The organism is Paenibacillus sp. J22P218 (genome assembly GCF_056269195.1).
Genome location: NZ_JBWDNL010000001.1, coordinates 1588538 through 1606449, shown reverse-complemented (window position 1 = coordinate 1606449; position 17912 = coordinate 1588538). Strand labels below are relative to the sequence as shown.

The 17912-nt window shown below is 52.4% G+C and carries 17 protein-coding genes; 2 read left to right on the top strand and 15 right to left on the bottom strand.

What is annotated here, in order from left to right; translation table 11 throughout:
• The first annotated feature begins 14 nt into the window (after positions 1-14).
• Positions 15-1586, top strand: coding sequence for a YifB family Mg chelatase-like AAA ATPase (locus tag AC0YN0_RS06700; protein WP_475820530.1), 1572 nt, complete (start codon positions 15-17; stop codon positions 1584-1586).
• Between the two features lie 439 nt (positions 1587-2025).
• Here the strand turns inward: AC0YN0_RS06700 and AC0YN0_RS06695 are convergent, their stop codons facing one another.
• The 7 genes from AC0YN0_RS06695 to rplS form a co-directional block, all read right to left on the bottom strand.
• A complete protein-coding gene (locus AC0YN0_RS06695; protein WP_475820529.1) occupies positions 2026-2394 on the bottom strand; it encodes a YraN family protein in 369 nt (122 codons plus the stop codon).
• Positions 2381-2692, bottom strand: a complete 312-nt coding sequence (locus AC0YN0_RS06690) for an EscU/YscU/HrcU family type III secretion system export apparatus switch protein (protein WP_475820528.1) — start codon at positions 2690-2692, stop codon at positions 2381-2383. The genes AC0YN0_RS06695 and AC0YN0_RS06690 overlap by 14 nt, the downstream gene beginning before the upstream one ends.
• The gene (locus AC0YN0_RS06685) at positions 2689-4710 is read right to left on the bottom strand and encodes a hypothetical protein (protein ID WP_475820527.1); all 2022 of its coding nucleotides are present in this window, start codon (positions 4708-4710) and stop codon (positions 2689-2691) included. Before AC0YN0_RS06685 ends, AC0YN0_RS06690 begins: the two co-directional genes overlap by 4 nt.
• Before the next feature lie 185 nt (positions 4711-4895).
• Positions 4896-5510: a ribonuclease HII gene (locus AC0YN0_RS06680; RefSeq protein WP_475820914.1), complete on the bottom strand. Its 615-nt coding sequence runs from the start codon at positions 5508-5510 to the stop codon at positions 4896-4898.
• Between the two features lie 24 nt (positions 5511-5534).
• Positions 5535-6422 carry a ribosome biogenesis GTPase YlqF gene (gene ylqF, locus AC0YN0_RS06675; RefSeq protein ID WP_475820526.1) on the bottom strand — a complete coding sequence of 296 codons (888 nt, stop codon included), beginning with the start codon at positions 6420-6422 and terminating at the stop codon, positions 5535-5537.
• Between the two features lie 31 nt (positions 6423-6453).
• Positions 6454-7167, bottom strand: coding sequence for a signal peptidase I (lepB, locus tag AC0YN0_RS06670; RefSeq protein ID WP_442052353.1), 714 nt, complete (start codon positions 7165-7167; stop codon positions 6454-6456).
• A gap of 96 nt (positions 7168-7263) precedes the next feature.
• The gene (gene rplS, locus AC0YN0_RS06665; RefSeq protein WP_307204005.1) at positions 7264-7605 is read right to left on the bottom strand and encodes a 50S ribosomal protein L19; all 342 of its coding nucleotides are present in this window, start codon (positions 7603-7605) and stop codon (positions 7264-7266) included.
• A gap of 214 nt (positions 7606-7819) precedes the next feature.
• On the opposite strand from rplS, the gene AC0YN0_RS06660 reads away from it, so the two are divergent.
• The gene (locus tag AC0YN0_RS06660; RefSeq protein WP_475820525.1) at positions 7820-9250 is read left to right on the top strand and encodes a CAP-associated domain-containing protein; all 1431 of its coding nucleotides are present in this window, start codon (positions 7820-7822) and stop codon (positions 9248-9250) included.
• 81 nt (positions 9251-9331) lie between these two features.
• Here the strand turns inward: AC0YN0_RS06660 and trmD are convergent, their stop codons facing one another.
• The 8 genes from trmD to smc form a co-directional block, all read right to left on the bottom strand.
• Positions 9332-10084 carry a tRNA (guanosine(37)-N1)-methyltransferase TrmD gene (gene trmD, locus AC0YN0_RS06655; protein WP_475820524.1) on the bottom strand — a complete coding sequence of 251 codons (753 nt, stop codon included), beginning with the start codon at positions 10082-10084 and terminating at the stop codon, positions 9332-9334.
• Between the two features lie 3 nt (positions 10085-10087).
• Complete coding sequence (rimM, locus tag AC0YN0_RS06650) at positions 10088-10612, bottom strand: ribosome maturation factor RimM (protein WP_475820523.1); 525 nt, start codon at positions 10610-10612, stop codon at positions 10088-10090.
• Positions 10613-10762: 150 nt separating this feature from the next.
• Positions 10763-10993: a KH domain-containing protein gene (locus AC0YN0_RS06645; protein WP_307204001.1), complete on the bottom strand. Its 231-nt coding sequence runs from the start codon at positions 10991-10993 to the stop codon at positions 10763-10765.
• Between the two features lie 28 nt (positions 10994-11021).
• The gene (rpsP, locus tag AC0YN0_RS06640; protein WP_337098823.1) at positions 11022-11294 is read right to left on the bottom strand and encodes a 30S ribosomal protein S16; all 273 of its coding nucleotides are present in this window, start codon (positions 11292-11294) and stop codon (positions 11022-11024) included.
• 55 nt (positions 11295-11349) lie between these two features.
• Positions 11350-12726, bottom strand: coding sequence for a signal recognition particle protein (ffh, locus tag AC0YN0_RS06635; RefSeq protein WP_337098822.1), 1377 nt, complete (start codon positions 12724-12726; stop codon positions 11350-11352).
• Entirely contained in the window at positions 12713-13114 is a 402-nt protein-coding gene (locus AC0YN0_RS06630) for a putative DNA-binding protein (RefSeq protein WP_475820522.1), read from the bottom strand. The genes ffh and AC0YN0_RS06630 overlap by 14 nt, the downstream gene beginning before the upstream one ends.
• Before the next feature lie 143 nt (positions 13115-13257).
• On the bottom strand, positions 13258-14259 hold the full coding sequence (gene ftsY, locus AC0YN0_RS06625) for a signal recognition particle-docking protein FtsY (RefSeq protein ID WP_337098820.1): 1002 nt from the start codon (positions 14257-14259) through the stop codon (positions 13258-13260).
• Positions 14260-14312: 53 nt separating this feature from the next.
• Positions 14313-17888, bottom strand: coding sequence for a chromosome segregation protein SMC (gene smc / locus AC0YN0_RS06620; RefSeq protein WP_475820521.1), 3576 nt, complete (start codon positions 17886-17888; stop codon positions 14313-14315).
• Positions 17889-17912 lie beyond the last annotated feature (24 nt).

Here is a 17912-nt window from a genome sequence, read left to right as displayed (position 1 = left end):
GGTGCTATTTTTTTATGTTCAGTTTGGTACAAAGCGCAAGCGTTTACGGAGTTGACGGCAGAAGCATTTCGGTTGAAGTCGACATATCGAGCGGCTTGCCCCAGGTCAATGTAGTCGGACTCCCCGACCCCGCTGTTCGCGAATCAGTGGAACGTGTTCGGGCTGCGATTAAGAACAGCGGCTTCAGCTTTCCAATGGATCGCATAACGGTAAATTTAGCGCCAGCCGATCTTCGCAAGGAAGGCACCGCGTTCGATCTTGCGATCGCTGTTGGCATATTAACGGCCAGCGCGCAGATCGGCGCTCAACCGTTCGAGCGTACGCTTCTCATCGGCGAGCTATCACTTAATGGAGGCGTCAAACCCGTATCGGGAGTGCTTGCAATGATCGAACAGGCAAAGAGCAGCGGTATTACGAGAATCGTCCTCCCCCTCGCCAACGCTGCCGAAGCAGCATGGATATCCGGCATGGAACTGTTCGCCCTCACGCATCTCAAGCAATTGCAGGGCGAGAAGGCAAGCGGCGAACAGGATTGGAATCGGCTGCGATTCGACCCATCGGCTAAGAATGCAGGCACTCGCGGCAAGGCAGGCCATGCTGCTTTATCGGATGAAGATGATGCCTTCGACTTTAGCGACGTTATCGGCCAGCATCAAGCGAAGCGGGCTATGTTAATCGCTGCCGCCGGAAAACACAATATTTTGCTAAGCGGACCGCCGGGAACGGGCAAAACAATGATGATCCGTCGTTTGCCAGGCATATTGCCGCCGTTGAGCGAGCAAGAAGCGCTTGAGGTAACGAAGATATACAGCGTAGCCGGCAAGCTGTCAGAGGCACCCCAGGGGTTAATTACGCATCCACCATTCAGAGCTCCGCATCATACGATTTCTTCCGGCGGTCTAATTGGCGGCGGCACCATTCCGAAGCCCGGGGAAATTACGTTAGCCCATCGCGGAGTCTTATTCCTAGATGAATTACCTGAATTTCCGCGGCAGGTGCTTGAGATGATGAGGCAGCCTTTGGAAGATCGGGTCGTCACGATCGCAAGATCGAAGGCCGTTTTCCAGTTTCCCGCCAATCTCATGCTAGCCGCCTCCTTCAACCCTTGCCCTTGCGGCTATTATGGCCATGAATATGGCGAGAAACGCTGCACATGCAATTCGACGGCGATTAGCCGCTACCGCTCCAAGCTATCCGGCCCGCTTCTTGACCGTATCGATCTGCAGCTTGAAGTGCCTAGGCCTATCATGATGGAGCAAGGAAAAGGAGCTGAGCTGGGCTTAACTTCTGCCGATATGCGGCGAATTGTTCAGGAGGCGAGGGTGCGCCAACAGCAGCGAACACGCTCACTTGGGACCGTGTGGAACAGTGAGCTGACAAGCTCTGGGCTCCGCAAGCATGCTTTGCTTAAGCCGGCAGCGTTATCGCTGCTCGACCATGCTTTCCAGCTGTTCGGTATCAGCATGAGGGCCTATGACCGGCTCCTTAAGCTGGCGCGTACAATCGCTGATGTAGAGGGCAGCGAGGAAGTAGAGGCGGAGCATGTCGCTGAAGCGATTCAATATCGGAGATTGGATACGGTGTAGCAGTTGCAAGTAACTGCTTACAGTTGACAAGTTTTTTGTAACGACCGCATAAATTCGCTATTTTGATTGGATTTTGTACAATCAAAAGGCTAAGAACGAGACGACATTAGAGTTTGATTGGATTTTGTGCAGGCAAATGGTCGGAGGCAGGCAGTTGAAGGCTAAATTGCCGGTTTTGACTGTATGATATCCACTCAAGCGTCGCTTAACAGACGATTTAGACCAATTTGACTGTATGAAATACAGGCAAAACGTATGATCATCCACGTTATACAAGTTGAAATGGCTGATAATAAATTAATCATTCGCAATTTCTCTGTATTTCTTTCAATTTTGTTTAGTTAAAAGACTCGCAGCCTATGGTTGCGAGTCTTTGCTTTCTATTGAGATGGACCAAACTGTGCGATTACTTCCAGGACAACTCTCTCCGACGCATTTATCAGAATGCACCTTCAATATGCTTGCACTCCGCGACGCTCCCGTCGCTATTAACCGAAACGGCAATGACATCGAAGCGAACAGGACTGTCCAATAAGCCTGCGCTCCGCATATAGACGAGAGCTGTAGATCTGACCTTCATTTGCTTGCGAATATCGACCGATTCTGCGGCCGTACCGAAACGACCTGCTCCCGACCTTCGCGTACGTACCTCAACGAACACCGTTCTGCCATAATGCTCGGCAATCGTATCTATCTCTCCGATACGGCAGCGCCAGTTGCGCTCGATAATTCGATAGCCCGCCGCTTCAAGCAGGCTGCAAGCGGCATCCTCGCCTAACTTTCCAAGCTGCAGTCTACTTGTCGTCATTCCAATCCCTCGCTTTGCGATCCGAGCGATAGACGAAACTTAATATTTCAGCGACGAGCGTGTACAGCTCGGCCGGTATTTCTTGATCGACATCCAACTTAGAGAGCACCTCTACCAGCGAAGCATCCTCTTGAATAGGGATACCATTCTCCTTCGCCTTCTCCAATATCTGATCGGCAATATGTCCCTTGCCCTTGGCAATCATTACGGGAGCATTCCGCTCGCCTGGCTCATACTTTAGCGCTACCGCCTTGCGGGAGGGAACCGATGAACGGTTGCCTTGCTGATCTCCGGTCATATTTTGAAATCGACTCCTTTGTACCTCGCCTGCGAGAACTGCGACAGATCAGGCGGCGTCAGCGGTTTCTTCGCCTTCTCAGCGCCCTGATCCTGCTTCTGTTCGGTCTCCGTTCCCGGCTTAGGCAACGGCGTTGTACGAAGCGACAGCAGTTGGTAGCCGGTCTCCTGCAGTCGTTCTGCCACTTCCATGCGCGAAGCTTCCGCAAGCGCTCCAATAGCAGGGTGATCGTTCCACAAATTCAGACTGACGATCTTGTCCACTACATTCACGTCAACTAACGTATCGCCAAGATTGTTCATCGACAAATTGAATAACAATCGGCAATTGGCAGCATCGAGTTCGCCTTTGCGTCCGCGGCGGGTCTGAATATGAACCGACGCGGTCTGATTGCCGTCTTGCCCGTTCAGCGGAATAAACATCGTGACATGCGTAAGAATGGAGCTGTTGCGCTCCGGTGTCAGCAGCAGTTGCTGCCCCGTAATTTGGGAAACGAGCTGCTGCGCCGTCTCCTTGATTGCTGGCGGCGTGTCACTATCCGAGATGAGTGTGAGCAGCGCGCTCTTTAGCGATTCATGCTGCGCGCTTTGCGTTTGCTGAGCCGGCTGCGCTTGAAGCTGAATGTCCGGTTTCGCTGCATCCAGACCGAGAGCGTTTGCTTGCTGTAATAAACCGGCTGTACGTTCCATGCCTCCTGCGAGTCGTGTTTCCGCGGCAGCCGGCTTCGTCTGCTGCTCTTCCACAATGCCTTGATTGACTCGAGCCTGTCCACTGTTTTCTTGCTCATTCTCCGGCAACTGAGGTTTCGCTAAGCCGCTGCTAATACCACGCTCTGCTTCAATTCCTCTAGTAGTCGTAGCCACTGGACGAGCAGTCGACTCTGAATCTCCCTCGCCAGCACTCTCACTAACGCTTGCACCAACCGCAGCTTGCGACTGCTCCTCGACTGGCTGAGCTGTTGCAGCCGCACGAGCTGCGGCAGCATCAGGCGCAGCCGTAGCCTTGGCGAGCTGCAGCTCATGATCGACTCCAAGCCATTTCATCATTTGGCCGATCCAATTCTGCGAGCCTTTGCCACCAGCAGAAGCTGCTTGGCGACTTTCAGCATGCACGCTACCAGCCTCGTTTGCTCCCTTGCCTTGAACAGCCGCCGCATCCACCGCGCTTCCCGTTGCAGATGCCGTTCCCGTTGCCGTTGTTGCCGTTTGCGCAAGCCCATCTGGCTTGCCAGCTAACGATAACGAAGACATAGCCGCCTTCGCTCCCGCAGTGCCAGCTTGAGGCTCGCTGTCGGCAGTCGCAGTGCCATCAATCGCGCCCCGCAACAACTCCGCTCCTTCAGCCAACAGCGCAGCTACGCGCGCTGCTGCTGGCGGCAGCGTCTTCGCTTCAGCAGTTGCCTCTCCATCCTGCCCTTGCAACGTTTGCGTCATCGTCATCGCTGAGATCTGCTTCTGGAGCGTATCCAGCAACTCATGCGCATCCTGCCCGAACATGACCTGCTGTAACGACGCTACGACGGCTCCCGTCATCGGCAGGCCGCGCTTATGCGCCGCGGCGGCCGCATTCATCCACTGCTCAATATCGCCGCCCTCCGGCATTGCTGCAGCAGCCTGCTGGAAAGCTTGCGCCACTTCCTTCGTGAGCACTAGACCTTCCCGGCGAAGATCCTTAATGAGCGCCAGCGCCCATTTCGTCTCCGGCAGCCCCAATGCTTTTGCCCATTCCTTGAAATTCTCATCCGGCATGCCGAGCGCGCTTGGTTCTACCTGCTTGAGCACAATAAGCGCGCCTGAGGATTGCGGCTGGACTTGCATCAGTGCCGTCTGCCCCTGCTGAAGCGGAATTTCTAACTTAGCGCGAACTTGCACGCCGTTTATTTGTACGAGCGCTTCGTTATTCTCCATGACTTGCAATACGACGCCGCGAACCGTTTGGCCTGTCTTAAGCTCCAGCGCCCGCGTATCATTGCCGGCGGCTTCCCCCAGATAGGTTCTCATCATCTGGCCGATGTTCATCTATGCATCCGCCTCCCTTGCATTCTCTTTACGACTTACGATTTTCTCGTTCGCAACACATGTACCTTATATATCGGCTGGCAAGCTTCTTCCGTGTAGGTTTTCCAATCAAAAACGCCTGTCTCTTGTAGTGGCAGCAGTTGCCAAGAACAAGAAGACAGGCGTTAGTATGTACAAGGGTCGCGTTATATAAGCAGTTGCTGCTGCTCTGCAAAGAGCTTGCCGAGAAACGTTCGACGATGGAGCGGACTCGCGCCATACTCAAGCAGTCTCTCCCGGTGGAGCTTCGTTGCATAACCTTTGTGAATGGCAATTCCGTATTCCGGATAAGCTTCCTCCCACTCACTCTGGCAAAGTCTGTCACGCGTTACTTTTGCGACGATAGACGCTGCCGCAATGGACTGGCTAGTCGCATCGCCTTTAATAATCGATTGCTGCGGAAGCGGCACGTCCACCTTCTCCGCATCGATTAGCAAATAATCAGCCGGCATCTCAAGCGATTCCACCGCCAGCTTCATGGCCAGCCTTGCCGCTTGCTTAATATTGATTCGATCGATCGTCTCCGCATCGACGCGTGCAACGGACCAAGCGACAGATTGCCGCAAAATAATGTCATACAGCATATCGCGCTTCTTCTCGGAAAGCTTCTTAGAATCGTCAACACCGTCAATGATGAGACCGGGAGGCAAAATAACTGCGCCGGCGACTACATCGCCGAATAAGCAGCCTCGCCCCACCTCGTCAACACCTGCAATGGTCTTGTATCCGTCGCTCCATAAAGCTCGTTCAAACTGCAGCATCATATTGTTTCCCCCTAGCCCCGGCTAGTCGTTTCTTCCAGGCATATCATCATACGGCGCTTCAAGCGTAATCCGGCCAAGCTTGCCAGCTCGCAGATCGCGCAAAATAATGCCAGACGTTTTCTCCAAATCTACTCGCCCGCCGCCAATCAAGCAGCCTCTGCGACGTCCGATATCTTCCATGACTCGTACGATTTCATCCGAATCCTGAATATCCTTCGGTGGCGTGTCCAGTCCGTAACGTTCGCTAATCGTCGGCCAATAACGGTCAGCCAGCTCCCGAACGGCGAAAAACGCAATATCATCAACGTTCAATATTTGCTCTTTAATTGCTCCTGTCATCGCAAGTCGATAACCAACGAGCTCATCCTCGAATTTCGGCCACAAAATGCCCGGCGTGTCGAGCAGCTCAATATCGCCGCCAACGCGAATCCATTGCTGCCCCTTCGTCACACCCGGACGATCGCCCGTTATCGCAATATTGCGGCCAGCGAGACGATTAATGAGTGTCGACTTGCCGACATTCGGAATGCCGACGATGAGCGCTCTAATCGCGCGTGGGTTCATGCCTTTCGCGATTTGGCGGGCGATCTTCTCATGAAGAATTTGCTTCGCCTTCACGGGAATGTCGCCAATTCTTGTGCCAGTCGACGAATCGACCGCTACGCATTCATGACCTTCATTGGCAAAATATTGCATCCAGCTTTCCGTTGCTTTCGGATCGGCTAGATCTGATTTGTTAAGCACGATAAGACGCGGCTTATTGTTCAGAATATCGTCGATCATCGGATTACGACTGGAGATCGGCACACGCGCATCGAGAAGCTCGATTGCGATGTCGATTAATTTGAGCTTGTCCTGTATCTGTCTCTTGGCCCGCGTCATATGACCGGGAAACCATTGAATCGTCATTCCTTCACCTCAAACCTCAATCAAACTTCTGTTACTTCGTCCAATGTTTAATAAACTCAAGCTTGTTCAGCGGCCAGAAAATAATATCCGCACGGCCTACGATCTCTTCGTCTCTTACGAAGCCGATAAACCGGCTGTCCGTACTGTTGCTGCGATTGTCGCCTAGCGCGAAGATCGTGTTTTCTGGCACCGTTGCTTCTGTGACTTGGCTATTCGGGAAGTCGGTATTAATGCCAGGCTCGTTATACAATTCGCCTCTTGCATGAGCTTCTTCGATCGCTTCCTTAATATACGGCTCTTCGATTTTTTTATCATTAATATATAGATCGTCACCTTCAAGACGAATGACATCGCCCGGGACGCCGATTACGCGTTTAATGAACTTGCGGTGCTGATCAGGCACGTCGAACACAACGACCTCGCCAAACTTAGGCTCACGAATCGAATACAATATTTTATTAACAATTAGCCGCTCGCCCGTCTCGAAGTTAGGCTCCATCGAGGGACCATCGACAATAAAAGGCGAGAACAAAAATTGCCGTATAATAAACACAAGCACTACCGCAATGACGAGCGCTTTAATCCATTCCACGATTTCCTTATAAGCGCCGCCCTTCTTAACCGATCCTGTTCCATATGTAACAGCACGCCCCGGGAGCGGGTTCTGCCCATCCTCACCAGCTGTATGCTTCATTTCATTGCTGTCATCATTCTCTGAAACACCATTGTTCTTCTGTAAGTCCATCTGTCCCGCCCTCTTTCCTTAAGCGTTGTTAAGTAAGTATAGCTGCAAAAAAACGAAGAGGAGCTTGTTTGCGCAAGCCCCCCTTGTTTGTTCATCTTAACGAATCTCTTTAATTCTAGCAGCTTTACCGCGCAGACTGCGAAGGTAGTACAGTTTCGCACGACGTACTTTACCACGGCGAGCCACTTCGATTTTTTCGAGTTTTGGCGAGTGCAGCGGGAAAGTTCTTTCCACGCCTACACCGTAAGAAATTTTGCGCACTGTAAAAGTTTCGCTAATTCCGCCACCGCGACGTTTGATAACAACGCCTTCGAACAACTGAATACGCTCACGAGTACCCTCGATAACTTTAACATGTACTTTCAAAGTGTCGCCTGGACGAAAGTTTGGAAGATCTTTGCGCAATTGCTCTTGTGTAATTGCTTGTACGATATTCATTTAAATTTCACTCCTTCCACCATAGACGTTCATAGAAGCTCGCCGGATTCCATTGAATCGGTTCATCACTGCTAGCGGACCGCCCGATATACGAACAACATTAAAAATTTTATCATACCTAAAAAAATATATCAACTTGTTTTTCCGACGGTCACAATCATGTATACTTGTACGTATAATATATTGACAAAATACGACAGAAAAGAGGTGCAAAATGCTCCAACAATTATGGAAATCCAAACCGTTCCTCAAAGCGGGCGTCGCCATGATCGTCGCAAGTTCGATCGCTGCCTACGCTCCCGGGGAACCTGCCTTTGCTGAAAGCGTTCCGTTCGTCGATACGAACGGTCACTGGGCCCAACCCTATATCAGCTGGGCGGTAGACGAGCATTTGGCATCGGGTTATACGGACGGCTCGTTCAAGCCGAACAGGCCCATCAGCGAGCCCGAATTTCTATCGATGCTTCTGAGGTCGTACGGGCTTCCGACGCAAACGCAATCGTCCGAGGCCTGGTATACGCCTTATTATGACTATGCAGGCAATCTAGGCTGGCCTGTTACTTATGTCACATCGAACGATTCCTTTCGGCGCGGACAAGCCGCCTTGCTCATCGCCACGGCCGTCGAAGGCAAAGCCTTTACGGAAACAAGCGCCGTCGCATGGGTATTGAAGGAAGGCATCTCCAACGGGCGAACTTCCGCTACCGTCGCCGGCTTCGAAGGGAACGGCTTGCTTACGCGAGCAGAAGCACTGACTTTCTTTTACAAGCTTAAGGAGCACAGCGCTTCTTTATCCAGCACCAAAATTGCGCAGATCGGCTACTCGCTAGGCGGCATAGCGATCGGCGATAACGCCCAAAAAGTCACGCAATTGCTAGGCAACCCCGCTAGAAAAGAAGCAAGCGGCTACGACTTCGCATGGCATATTTACAATACCGACAAAAGCTACAAACAATATCTCATGATCGGCATGCAGAACAACCGCGTTGTAGCACTATTCTCGGGTTCTAAGTCCGTTTGGCAAGCCAAGACTGGCATTGTACCGGGAATTACGATAGCCGAAGCAAAGTCGAAGACAGGGCCGGTCGGGAACGCTTCCGCTCATGACGACTATTATGAATACATTTCGGAAGGCATTCACTCGACCCTATTCATTGACCGCAAGGATGGAAACAAAATAAGCGGAATGCTGCTTGTTGACTCCGCAAGCATGAACGCTAATTTTTCCAAACCTTCCGAGGCGCTCCAAACCGCGCTCGAGCAGCAAAGCTTTGACCTCACGAACGCCGAACGAGCAAAGCGCGGCATCTCGCTGTTGACATGGGACAAGCTGGCCGCCGCTTCAGCCCGCTCACACAGCGTCGATATGGGGAATAGAGATTTCTTCGCCCATACGAACCTTAACGGCAAATCGCCATTCGACCGCATGAAAGCAAATGGCGTCCGCTATATGCTGGCAGCGGAAAATATAGCGGCAGGTTACAACAACAGCATTTACGCCCACTACGGCTGGATGAATTCCGATTCCGGCCACCGAGAGACGTTGCTGAACAGCAAGCTGGAGAAGCTTGGAACAGGTGTCGGCTTCGGCAACTCTAACAGTACCTATAACATCTATTATACCCAAGATTTTTATACGCCATAATCAAATCACTGTCTAAAAAAAACAACAAGCTGCTATCGGTTGCAATTTACCGAACGCAGCTTGTTGTTTTTCAAACGCCTCTTATGCTTTCCACTTGATTCCCTCTTGGGCGGCAGCCTCTTTAAGAAACTTGCGCTCCTTGTCCGACAGCTCTGCGTGCGCAAGCAGATCAGGACGACGTCGCAACGTGCGCAGCAGCGATTGTTGACGTCTCCATACGACAATGTTGGCGTGATGCCCTGACAACAGGATATCGGGCACTCCCCAACCTCGGAACTCTGCTGGCCTCGTATAATGCGGATACTCTAATAAACCGGTGCTGTATGAATCCGTTACCGCGGACGTTTCATTGCCAAGCACTCCTGGAAGAAGCCGAACAACGCTGTCGATGACGGTCATCGCCGGGATCTCTCCGCCTGTCAGCACGTAATCGCCGATCGAGAGCTCGTCCGTGACCAGATATTCGCGTATACGCTCGTCATAGCCCTCGTAGTGGCCGCAGATAAGGACGATATGCTCTTCGGCCGCAAGCTCCTCGGCTTTCTTCTGCGTGAAGGTTTCTCCCTGCGGACACATCAAGATGACGCGAGGCTTCACATTAGGAGCAAGCTTCAAATCCTCTACTGCCGCAAAGACCGGTTCCGCCTTCAGCACCATACCGCCGCCTCCGCCATAAGGGTAGTCGTCTACGGTATTGTGTTTATTGTTCGAATAATCGCGGAAGTTGATCGCCTGCAGAGAGACAATGCCTTTATCCTTTGCTTTCCCCAGTATGCTCGCACCGAACACGCCTTCGAACATTTCCGGGAACAACGTCAGCACATCAATCTTCATTCCTTAGATCAATCCTTCCATCAGCTTAACCGTAACGATCTTCTCAGCAACGTTAACTCGAAGCAGCACGTCATCAATAACCGGAATAAGAATCGGCTTGCCTGCTCCCTTCGGGCGTTCTACGACCCACACATCGTTTGCTCCAGGGCTAAGTATTTCAGTAATCGTGCCGAGCTCCTGACCTTCATCCGTCTTCACCAGGCAGCCGATAATTTCGTGGTAATAATATTCGCCTTCATCCAGCTTGCCTTGCTGGTCCTCCGATATTTTGAGCGCCCAGCCTTTGTACTTCTCCACAATATTAATATCGTCGAAACCGGCCAGTTTTAAAATATATACGTTTTTGTGCGCTCTTGAGCTTATGATCTTCACTTCAAGGGAAGTGCCTTTTTCTTCATCCTGCAGCAGCAGCTTGCTGCCAGGTGCGAACCGCTCGTCCGCGAAGTCCGTTTGCGAGAGCACCTTGACCTCGCCTTTAATGCCATGCGTGTTAACGACTTTTCCTACCGTTAAATATTTTCCGTTCATTGTGACCAGCCTTTCGCCTATATGTATATATGTATTATACATGAAAAACGGCTTCGTTCCACGTCGAGCCCGCGGAAGGAAGCCGTCTATGATGTCTCCCTAAAATGGAAAAGGGTTAGGACTGTTCATCCTAACCCTCGCATGCGTGTATTATGACATGATATCGACGACGACGCGCTTCTGCGATTTGACGGAAGCTGAAGTCACAACTGTACGCATCGCTTTCGCAATACGTCCTTGTTTACCGATAATTTTACCGATATCCTCAGGGTGAACCGAAAGCTCGTAAATCGTATTGCGGTCATCATCCTTCACGTTTACACGCACTTCCTCCGGATGATCCACCAAAGCCTTCGCTATGACAAGAATTAATTCTTTCATCTCAAAGCCCTCCGCCGTTCAACCGTCATTATTTTTGAAGTTTAAGCTCGTGGAACTTTTTCATGACACCAGCTTTGGAAAGCAGGTCGCGAACCGTGTCAGAAGCCTGAGCACCAGTTTGCAGCCATTTCAACGCTTTCTCTTCATCGATCTTAACTTGAGCCGGTTGTGCAACCGGATTGTAAGTACCGATTTCTTCAATAAAACGTCCGTCACGCGGCGAACGGGAGTCCGATACAACAACGCGGTAGAAAGGTGCTTTGTGAGCGCCCATCCGTTTCAAACGAATACGTACTGCCATTAGAATTCACCTCCTTCGAAAAATAAACGTTCGTATTTCTGCTATGCAACCCGCATTAGAACGGGAACTTCATATTTTTGCCGAGCATGCCTTTGAGCCCTTTCTTGCCGCCTTTAGGCCCTTTCGGTCCCATCATCGACGAGAACTGCTTCATCATTTTCTTCATATCGTCGAACTGTTTAATTAAACGGTTAACTTCAACGATCGTTGTACCGCTGCCCGTTGCGACGCGCTTGCGACGGCTATGGTTGAGCAGCTCAGGCTTCTGCTTCTCTTCCTTCGTCATCGAGCGAACAATCGCTTCGACGCGGCCGATCTGCTTCTCGTCGATCTTCATATCCTTAACGCCCTTCATCTTGTTCATGCCGGGCAGCATATCCATAATCTGATCGAGCGGGCCAAGCTTGCGCACCTGAGCCATCTGCTCTAGGAAGTCGTCAAACGTGAATTCCGCCGTGCGCATCTTGCGTTCCATCTCTTTGGCTTGATCCGCGTCGATTCCGGCTTGCGCCTTCTCGATCAACGACAGCATGTCGCCCATGCCGAGAATACGCGATGCCATCCGCTCCGGATGAAACGGCTCAAGCGAATCGATCTTCTCGCCCATTGCGGCGAACTTGATCGGACAGCCTGTTACAGCCTTAACCGATAGCGCCGCGCCGCCGCGAGTATCGCCGTCAAGCTTCGTCAGTACAACACCCGTAAGCTCGAGCTGCTCGTGGAAGCTTTGGGCTACGTTAACGGCGTCTTGACCTGTCATTGCATCGACTACGAGCAGAACCTCATCAGGCTTAACGATCTGATGGATGTTCTTAAGCTCTTCCATCAGCGCTTCGTCAATATGCAGACGGCCCGCCGTATCGATAATGACGTAATCGTTATTGTTTTCCTTCGCGAACTGCAAGCTCTGACGAGCAATCTCAACGGGCGATGTCTGATCGCCAAGAGCGAATACAGGCGCATTAATCTGTTCGCCGAGCACTTGAAGCTGCTTAATTGCCGCCGGGCGATAAATATCGCACGCAACGAGCAACGGCTTGTGATTGCCCTTCTGCAGCAGCTTCGCTAGCTTACCGGACGTCGTTGTTTTACCTGCGCCCTGCAAGCCGGCCATCATGATGACGGTCGGAGGCTTGTTCGCCTTAGCAAGCTTGCTTTGCGTACCGCCCATTAATTCCGTGAGCTCTTTATTTACGATATCGATGACGACCATGCCGGGCGTAAAGCTCTTGGATACGTCCAAGCCCAAAGCCTTTTCCTTCACCTTGGCGATAAAGTCCTTCACGACTTTGAAGTTAACGTCCGCTTCCAGAAGCGCCAGCCGCACTTCGCGCATCGCCTCGTTCAGATCGTCCTCGGTTACTTTCCCCTTACCCCTCAGCTTGCTGAATACATTCTGAAGCCTATTCGATAAGCTCTCAAATGCTGCCATGAACCGTCACCTCCTTCTCTAGTCGATTATCCGCCGCTCGGAACGCATCAATCACATTCACTAGCGCGGCTCTTGCTGTATCATCTATTACTAAGCTCATTACACTCTTCTCCAGCTGTTCGGTTAGCTTCAGCAGCGTTTCATGCTTCGCAAGCAGGTTCAGCTTGCTTTCATAGCCTTCCAGCGCTTGCTCCGCTCGCTTCACGTTATCGTACACGGCTTGACGGCTAATGCCGAATTCCGCGGCGATCTCGCCCAGTGAGAAGTCGTCGTGAAAATAATATTTGAGAAACGTCTGCTGCTTCTCGGTTAGAAGCTGCTCATAAAAGTCGAATAGCAAATTAACTCTGGTAGTCTTCGATAAGGCGTCTGGTTCATTTGCTTTCATCCCCTTCGCCTCCCGATTCCTAACTTCACTATTGCGCTATCGGCAAGCCGTCAAGGCATTCACCTTTACAGCATTGCAACGTCTCTTATCATACATGACGCCATGGGCGGCTGTCAAGCTTTTGTACTTGTCACCAAAATGAATTATTGACCAGCCTGCGCTTCCTCTTCTTCGCGCTGAATTAAGCCGGCGAACAGCGCATGCACGAACTGCTCGGAATCGAATTGCTGCAGGTCGCCCATCTTCTCGCCGAGACCGACAAGCTTCACCGGCAGATTCAGCTCGTTGCGGATTGCGATGACGATGCCGCCTTTTGCCGTACCGTCAAGCTTCGTCAGCACGAGGCCGGTTACGCCGCTTTTCTCGCCGAACAGCTTCGCTTGGCTAAGCGCGTTCTGTCCCGTCGTCGCGTCGAGAACGAGCAATACTTCATGCGGCGCATCAGGCAGCTCGCGCTGGATAACGCGGAATATTTTGTTAAGCTCTTCCATCAGATTCGTCTTGTTCTGAAGACGTCCGGCCGTATCGCACAGCAACACGTCGACGCCGCGCTGCTTAGCCGCTTGAACGGCATCGAACATGACGGCTGCGGGATCGGAGCCGGATTGCTGCTTAATGACGTCAACGCCTACGCGCTGTCCCCAAACTTCAAGCTGCTCGATCGCTCCGGCACGGAACGTATCGCCGGCAGCCATCAGAACGCTCTTGCCTTCGCTCTTGAACTTATGCGCAAGCTTGCCGATCGTCGTCGTCTTGCCGACGCCGTTAACGCCTACGAACAGAATAACGGTAATTCCGCTGGAAGCCATTCGCAGCGCCGATTGGTCGTCGCCCTTCATCAAGCCGATCAGCTTCTCGGAGAGGATCGGCTGCAGGTCGGCAGCATCCTCGATCTTGCGTTTCTTCACCTCTGCGCGCAGCTCGTCGATAAGCTGCATAACCGTATTAACGCCAACGTCAGCGCCGATCAGGATCTCTTCAAGCTCCTCGTAGAACTGCTCGTCGATTTTTTTGCGGCGAAGAATAAGCTCTTCGACCTTCTCGACGAAGGCGGTACGCGTCTTGGTGAGACCTTCCTTAAATATATTCGTAACCGCTTCTGTCTTCGTAGCGATACTTTCCTTCAGTTTCTTAAAAAAGCTCATTCTCTATTTCCTCCATCCTAAGCATAGGGGCCATTCTTTTTATTTCTACGTTTCTACGCCGAAACCGGTTCTTCTTCTTCCAAACGCACGGATACCAGCTTCGACACGCCGCCTTCTTCCATCGTTACCCCGTATAGCACGTCAGCTTCCTCCATCGTGCCTTTACGGTGCGTGACGACGATGAATTGCGTCAGCCCGGAGAATTCGCGTAAATATTGGGCGAAACGCGCGACGTTCGCTTCGTCAAGCGCAGCTTCTACTTCATCGAGTACGCAGAACGGCACCGGCTTCACTTGCAGGATCGCGAACAGCAGCGCAATCGCTGTGAGCGCCCGCTCGCCGCCCGACAACAGCTGCAGGTTTTGCAGCTTCTTGCCCGGCGGCTGAGCCACGATGTCGATACCCGTATCGAGCACCTTATCCGGCTCGACTAGGACGAGATCCGCACGGCCGCCGCCGAACAGCTTCGCGAATACAACAACGAAGTGGCCGCGAATCGCTTCGAATGTCGTCTTGAATCGCTTCGACATCTCGTCGTCCATCTCGCGAATAACTTGATACAGCGTCGTCTTCGCTTCAATAAGATCGTCCTTCTGCTCCGACAGGAAGTCGAAGCGCTCCTTCACGCGCTCGTATTCATCGATCGCGCCAAGGTTCACTTCACCGAGTGCCGTAATTTGACGCTTCAGATCGCGTACTGCCGTTTGCGTGCCAAGCACATCTTCCGGCACAGGATACTGCTCCTTCGCCAATTCAAAGCTAAGCTCGTATTCTTCGCTTAGCTTGCGAAGCAGGTTATCAAGCTCTACGTCGAGCCTATTAGCGGCGATTTCGGTCTGCCGCATTTGCTCTTCGACTGCTCTAAGCTGAGCGCGCTGCTCCTTCGTCTCGCTTTCGCCTTCCTCGATTTCCTGGAAGCGCTGCGAGCGCTCGGCACGCTTCAGATCCGTCTGCTCCGCGCATTGCTGCTTCTTAATGCGCAGCGCATTAAGCTGCTCGATCTGGCGAACCGACTCCTCGCCATGACGAGTGAGCTCCTCATCCTGCTGCTCGGACAACGAGCGCAGGCTGGCAAGCTCTTGCTTCGCCCGTTGAATGTCCGCGCGCACCCGCGTCGCTTGATCATCGAATGATTGCTTCTCTTGATCAGTCTTCGCTGCGGCGATTTTAATATCGGTAAGCTGCCCTTGCAGTTCCTCCTTCGCGAACTCGCTCGCTTTGCGCCGCTCCTCTGCCAGACGAATCGCTTCTTGCAGCCTTGCTTCATCTATTACGAGCTGCTCTAACCGTTTCTCGGCAGCTGCCCCAGCCGCTTGCAGCGTCTCCAGCTCATTCTTGTTCGTGCTGCGATCAGCCGTATGCAGCTGCTGCTGCTCGTCCAAGTTCTTCGCTTCATTATTTAATTGCTGGAGCTCGGCGCGAATTTGCTGCTCTTCAATTCGGCATTGCTCAGCCTTTGCACGCAGCTCTTCCATGTTATGCGAGCGAATAGACTGTTCCTTGCGCAGGTCGCTTAGCTTGTCCCGCAATTGTTCTACCGTAATTCTTGCATCCGCTATCTCTTGGTCGAGCGCTTCGATCTGACGCTGTCTGCCAAGCAGGCTTGCGCCTTTCTTCTGCAAGCTGCCGCCTGTCATCGAACCGCCGGCGTTCACAATATCACCGTCCAGCGTAACGACACGGTAGCGGTATTGGCACTTGGACGCGATGCGATTCGCTTGCTCCAACGTCTCGGCGAGCAATACGTTGCCGAGCAAGTTGTTCACGATTGCTTCGTACTTCTTGTCGCTTCCTACAAGATCGGCTGCGACGCCAATGAAACCTTCGACTTCGGATGCGATCCGCTTATCATGCTCAGGCACTTGCCGCCCGCGAATAACATCGAGAGGCAGGAATGTCGCTCTGCCGAGCTGTCTTTGCTTCAAGAAGCTGATTGCCGCGCGAGCCGACTTCTCATCCTCCATAACGACATGCTGGAGCGCTCCTCCGAGCGCTGTCTCGACAGCTGTCTCGATCCGCTCCGGTACGCGCACGAGCTCAGCGACCGCTCCATGAACGCCGGATATGCCGCCCGAACTGCGGCGTGCAGCCTTCAGCACTTCCTTAACGCCGTGCATGAAGCCATCAAGCGCATCCTGCATTTCTTTCATCGTATCGCGACGCGAAATATGGCTGTCCAGCTTCTGATCCCACTTGCGAATGGCTATCGTCACTTCATCGATTGTCTGCGTATTCGACTTCGATTGCTCCGACTCCGCTATCGATTTACTGCGCGCTTGCTCCAATTGCTCCAGTGTCCCTTGCAGCGCTTGCTGCAATTGTTCTCTTCGCTCGCTTACGCGGGTCTGCTGCTCGGACCATTTGGACTCGTCCTCGCTCATCCTTTCCATTCGGCGCTGCAAAGCCTCTTGCTGCTGCGCAGCGTAACGAATTTCGTTGCGGCTCTGCGCCATCGAACTAAGCACCTCAAGCAGCTCGCTCTTAAGCGTCTCCTCTGCATCGGGAGCCGCTCCGCCGGCGACGCCGAGCAGCCGGAACTCTTCTTCCTTCATCTTGGCGCGCAGATCGGCAAGCTCCAGCTCCAATGCCGCAGCTTTGCTTCGGAATTCGGCTTCTTCCTTCGTCAAGGCGCCAATACGCGCATCTTGCGAAGCAATCGACTCCTCCAGCTGCCGCTTATTCTGCTCCAAGTTACGAAGACGTTCCTTAAGCACTTCGCCGTAGCCTTCACACTTCTCGAAATCCTCGCTGATTTGCAGCATTAATTCATGCAGCTGATCCAGCGTCGTCTCCAGTTCGCGAAGCATATGGCGATCCTTCTCCAGGTGAGCGTCATGCGAGCTTACGATCGTCGACAACTGCATCTGCTCATTCGTCAGCTTCTCGAGCTTGCCGCTCGCTTCCGTCCACGAACCGTGAATCTGCTCGATATTATGTACGTACATGGAGATTTCTTTGTTTTTCAACTGTTCCTTAAGCGCCTTGAAGTGGATGGCCTTCTCCGACTGCTTCCGGAGAGGTTCAACCTGATCCTCAAGCTCGGTGACCAGATCGTGAATCCGAAGCAGGTTCTGCTCCGTCTCATCCAGCTTCTTCTGTGCCTCGCGCTTACGGGATTTATATTTGACGATACCCGAAGCCTCTTCGAAAATACCTCGGCGATCCTCGGAACGCGTACTCAATATCTCCTCGATTCGGCCTTGTCCGATAATCGAATACGCTTCCTTCCCGATGCCCGTATCCATGAACAGCTCGGTAATATCCTTCAGCCTGCATGGCTGCTTATTAATTAAGTACTCACTGTCGCCGCTTCGATGAACCCGGCGGGTGACCGTTACTTCATTATATTCGAGCGGCAGCGCGCCATCCGCGTTATCCAGCGTCAGCGATACCTCACCGTAGTTGACCGCTTTGCGGGCGTCGCTTCCGGCGAATATAATGTCTTCCATCTTGCCGCCGCGCAAGCTCTTCGCGCTCTGCTCGCCCAGCACCCATCTGATACCGTCGGAAATATTGCTCTTGCCCGAGCCGTTCGGCCCAACAACAGCCGTAATGCCGGTAACAAATTCCATTTCCGTACGATCGGCAAATGATTTAAAACCCGATAATTCAATCCTCTTCAGAAACATGGTTTGGCTTTCACCTCACCCTAC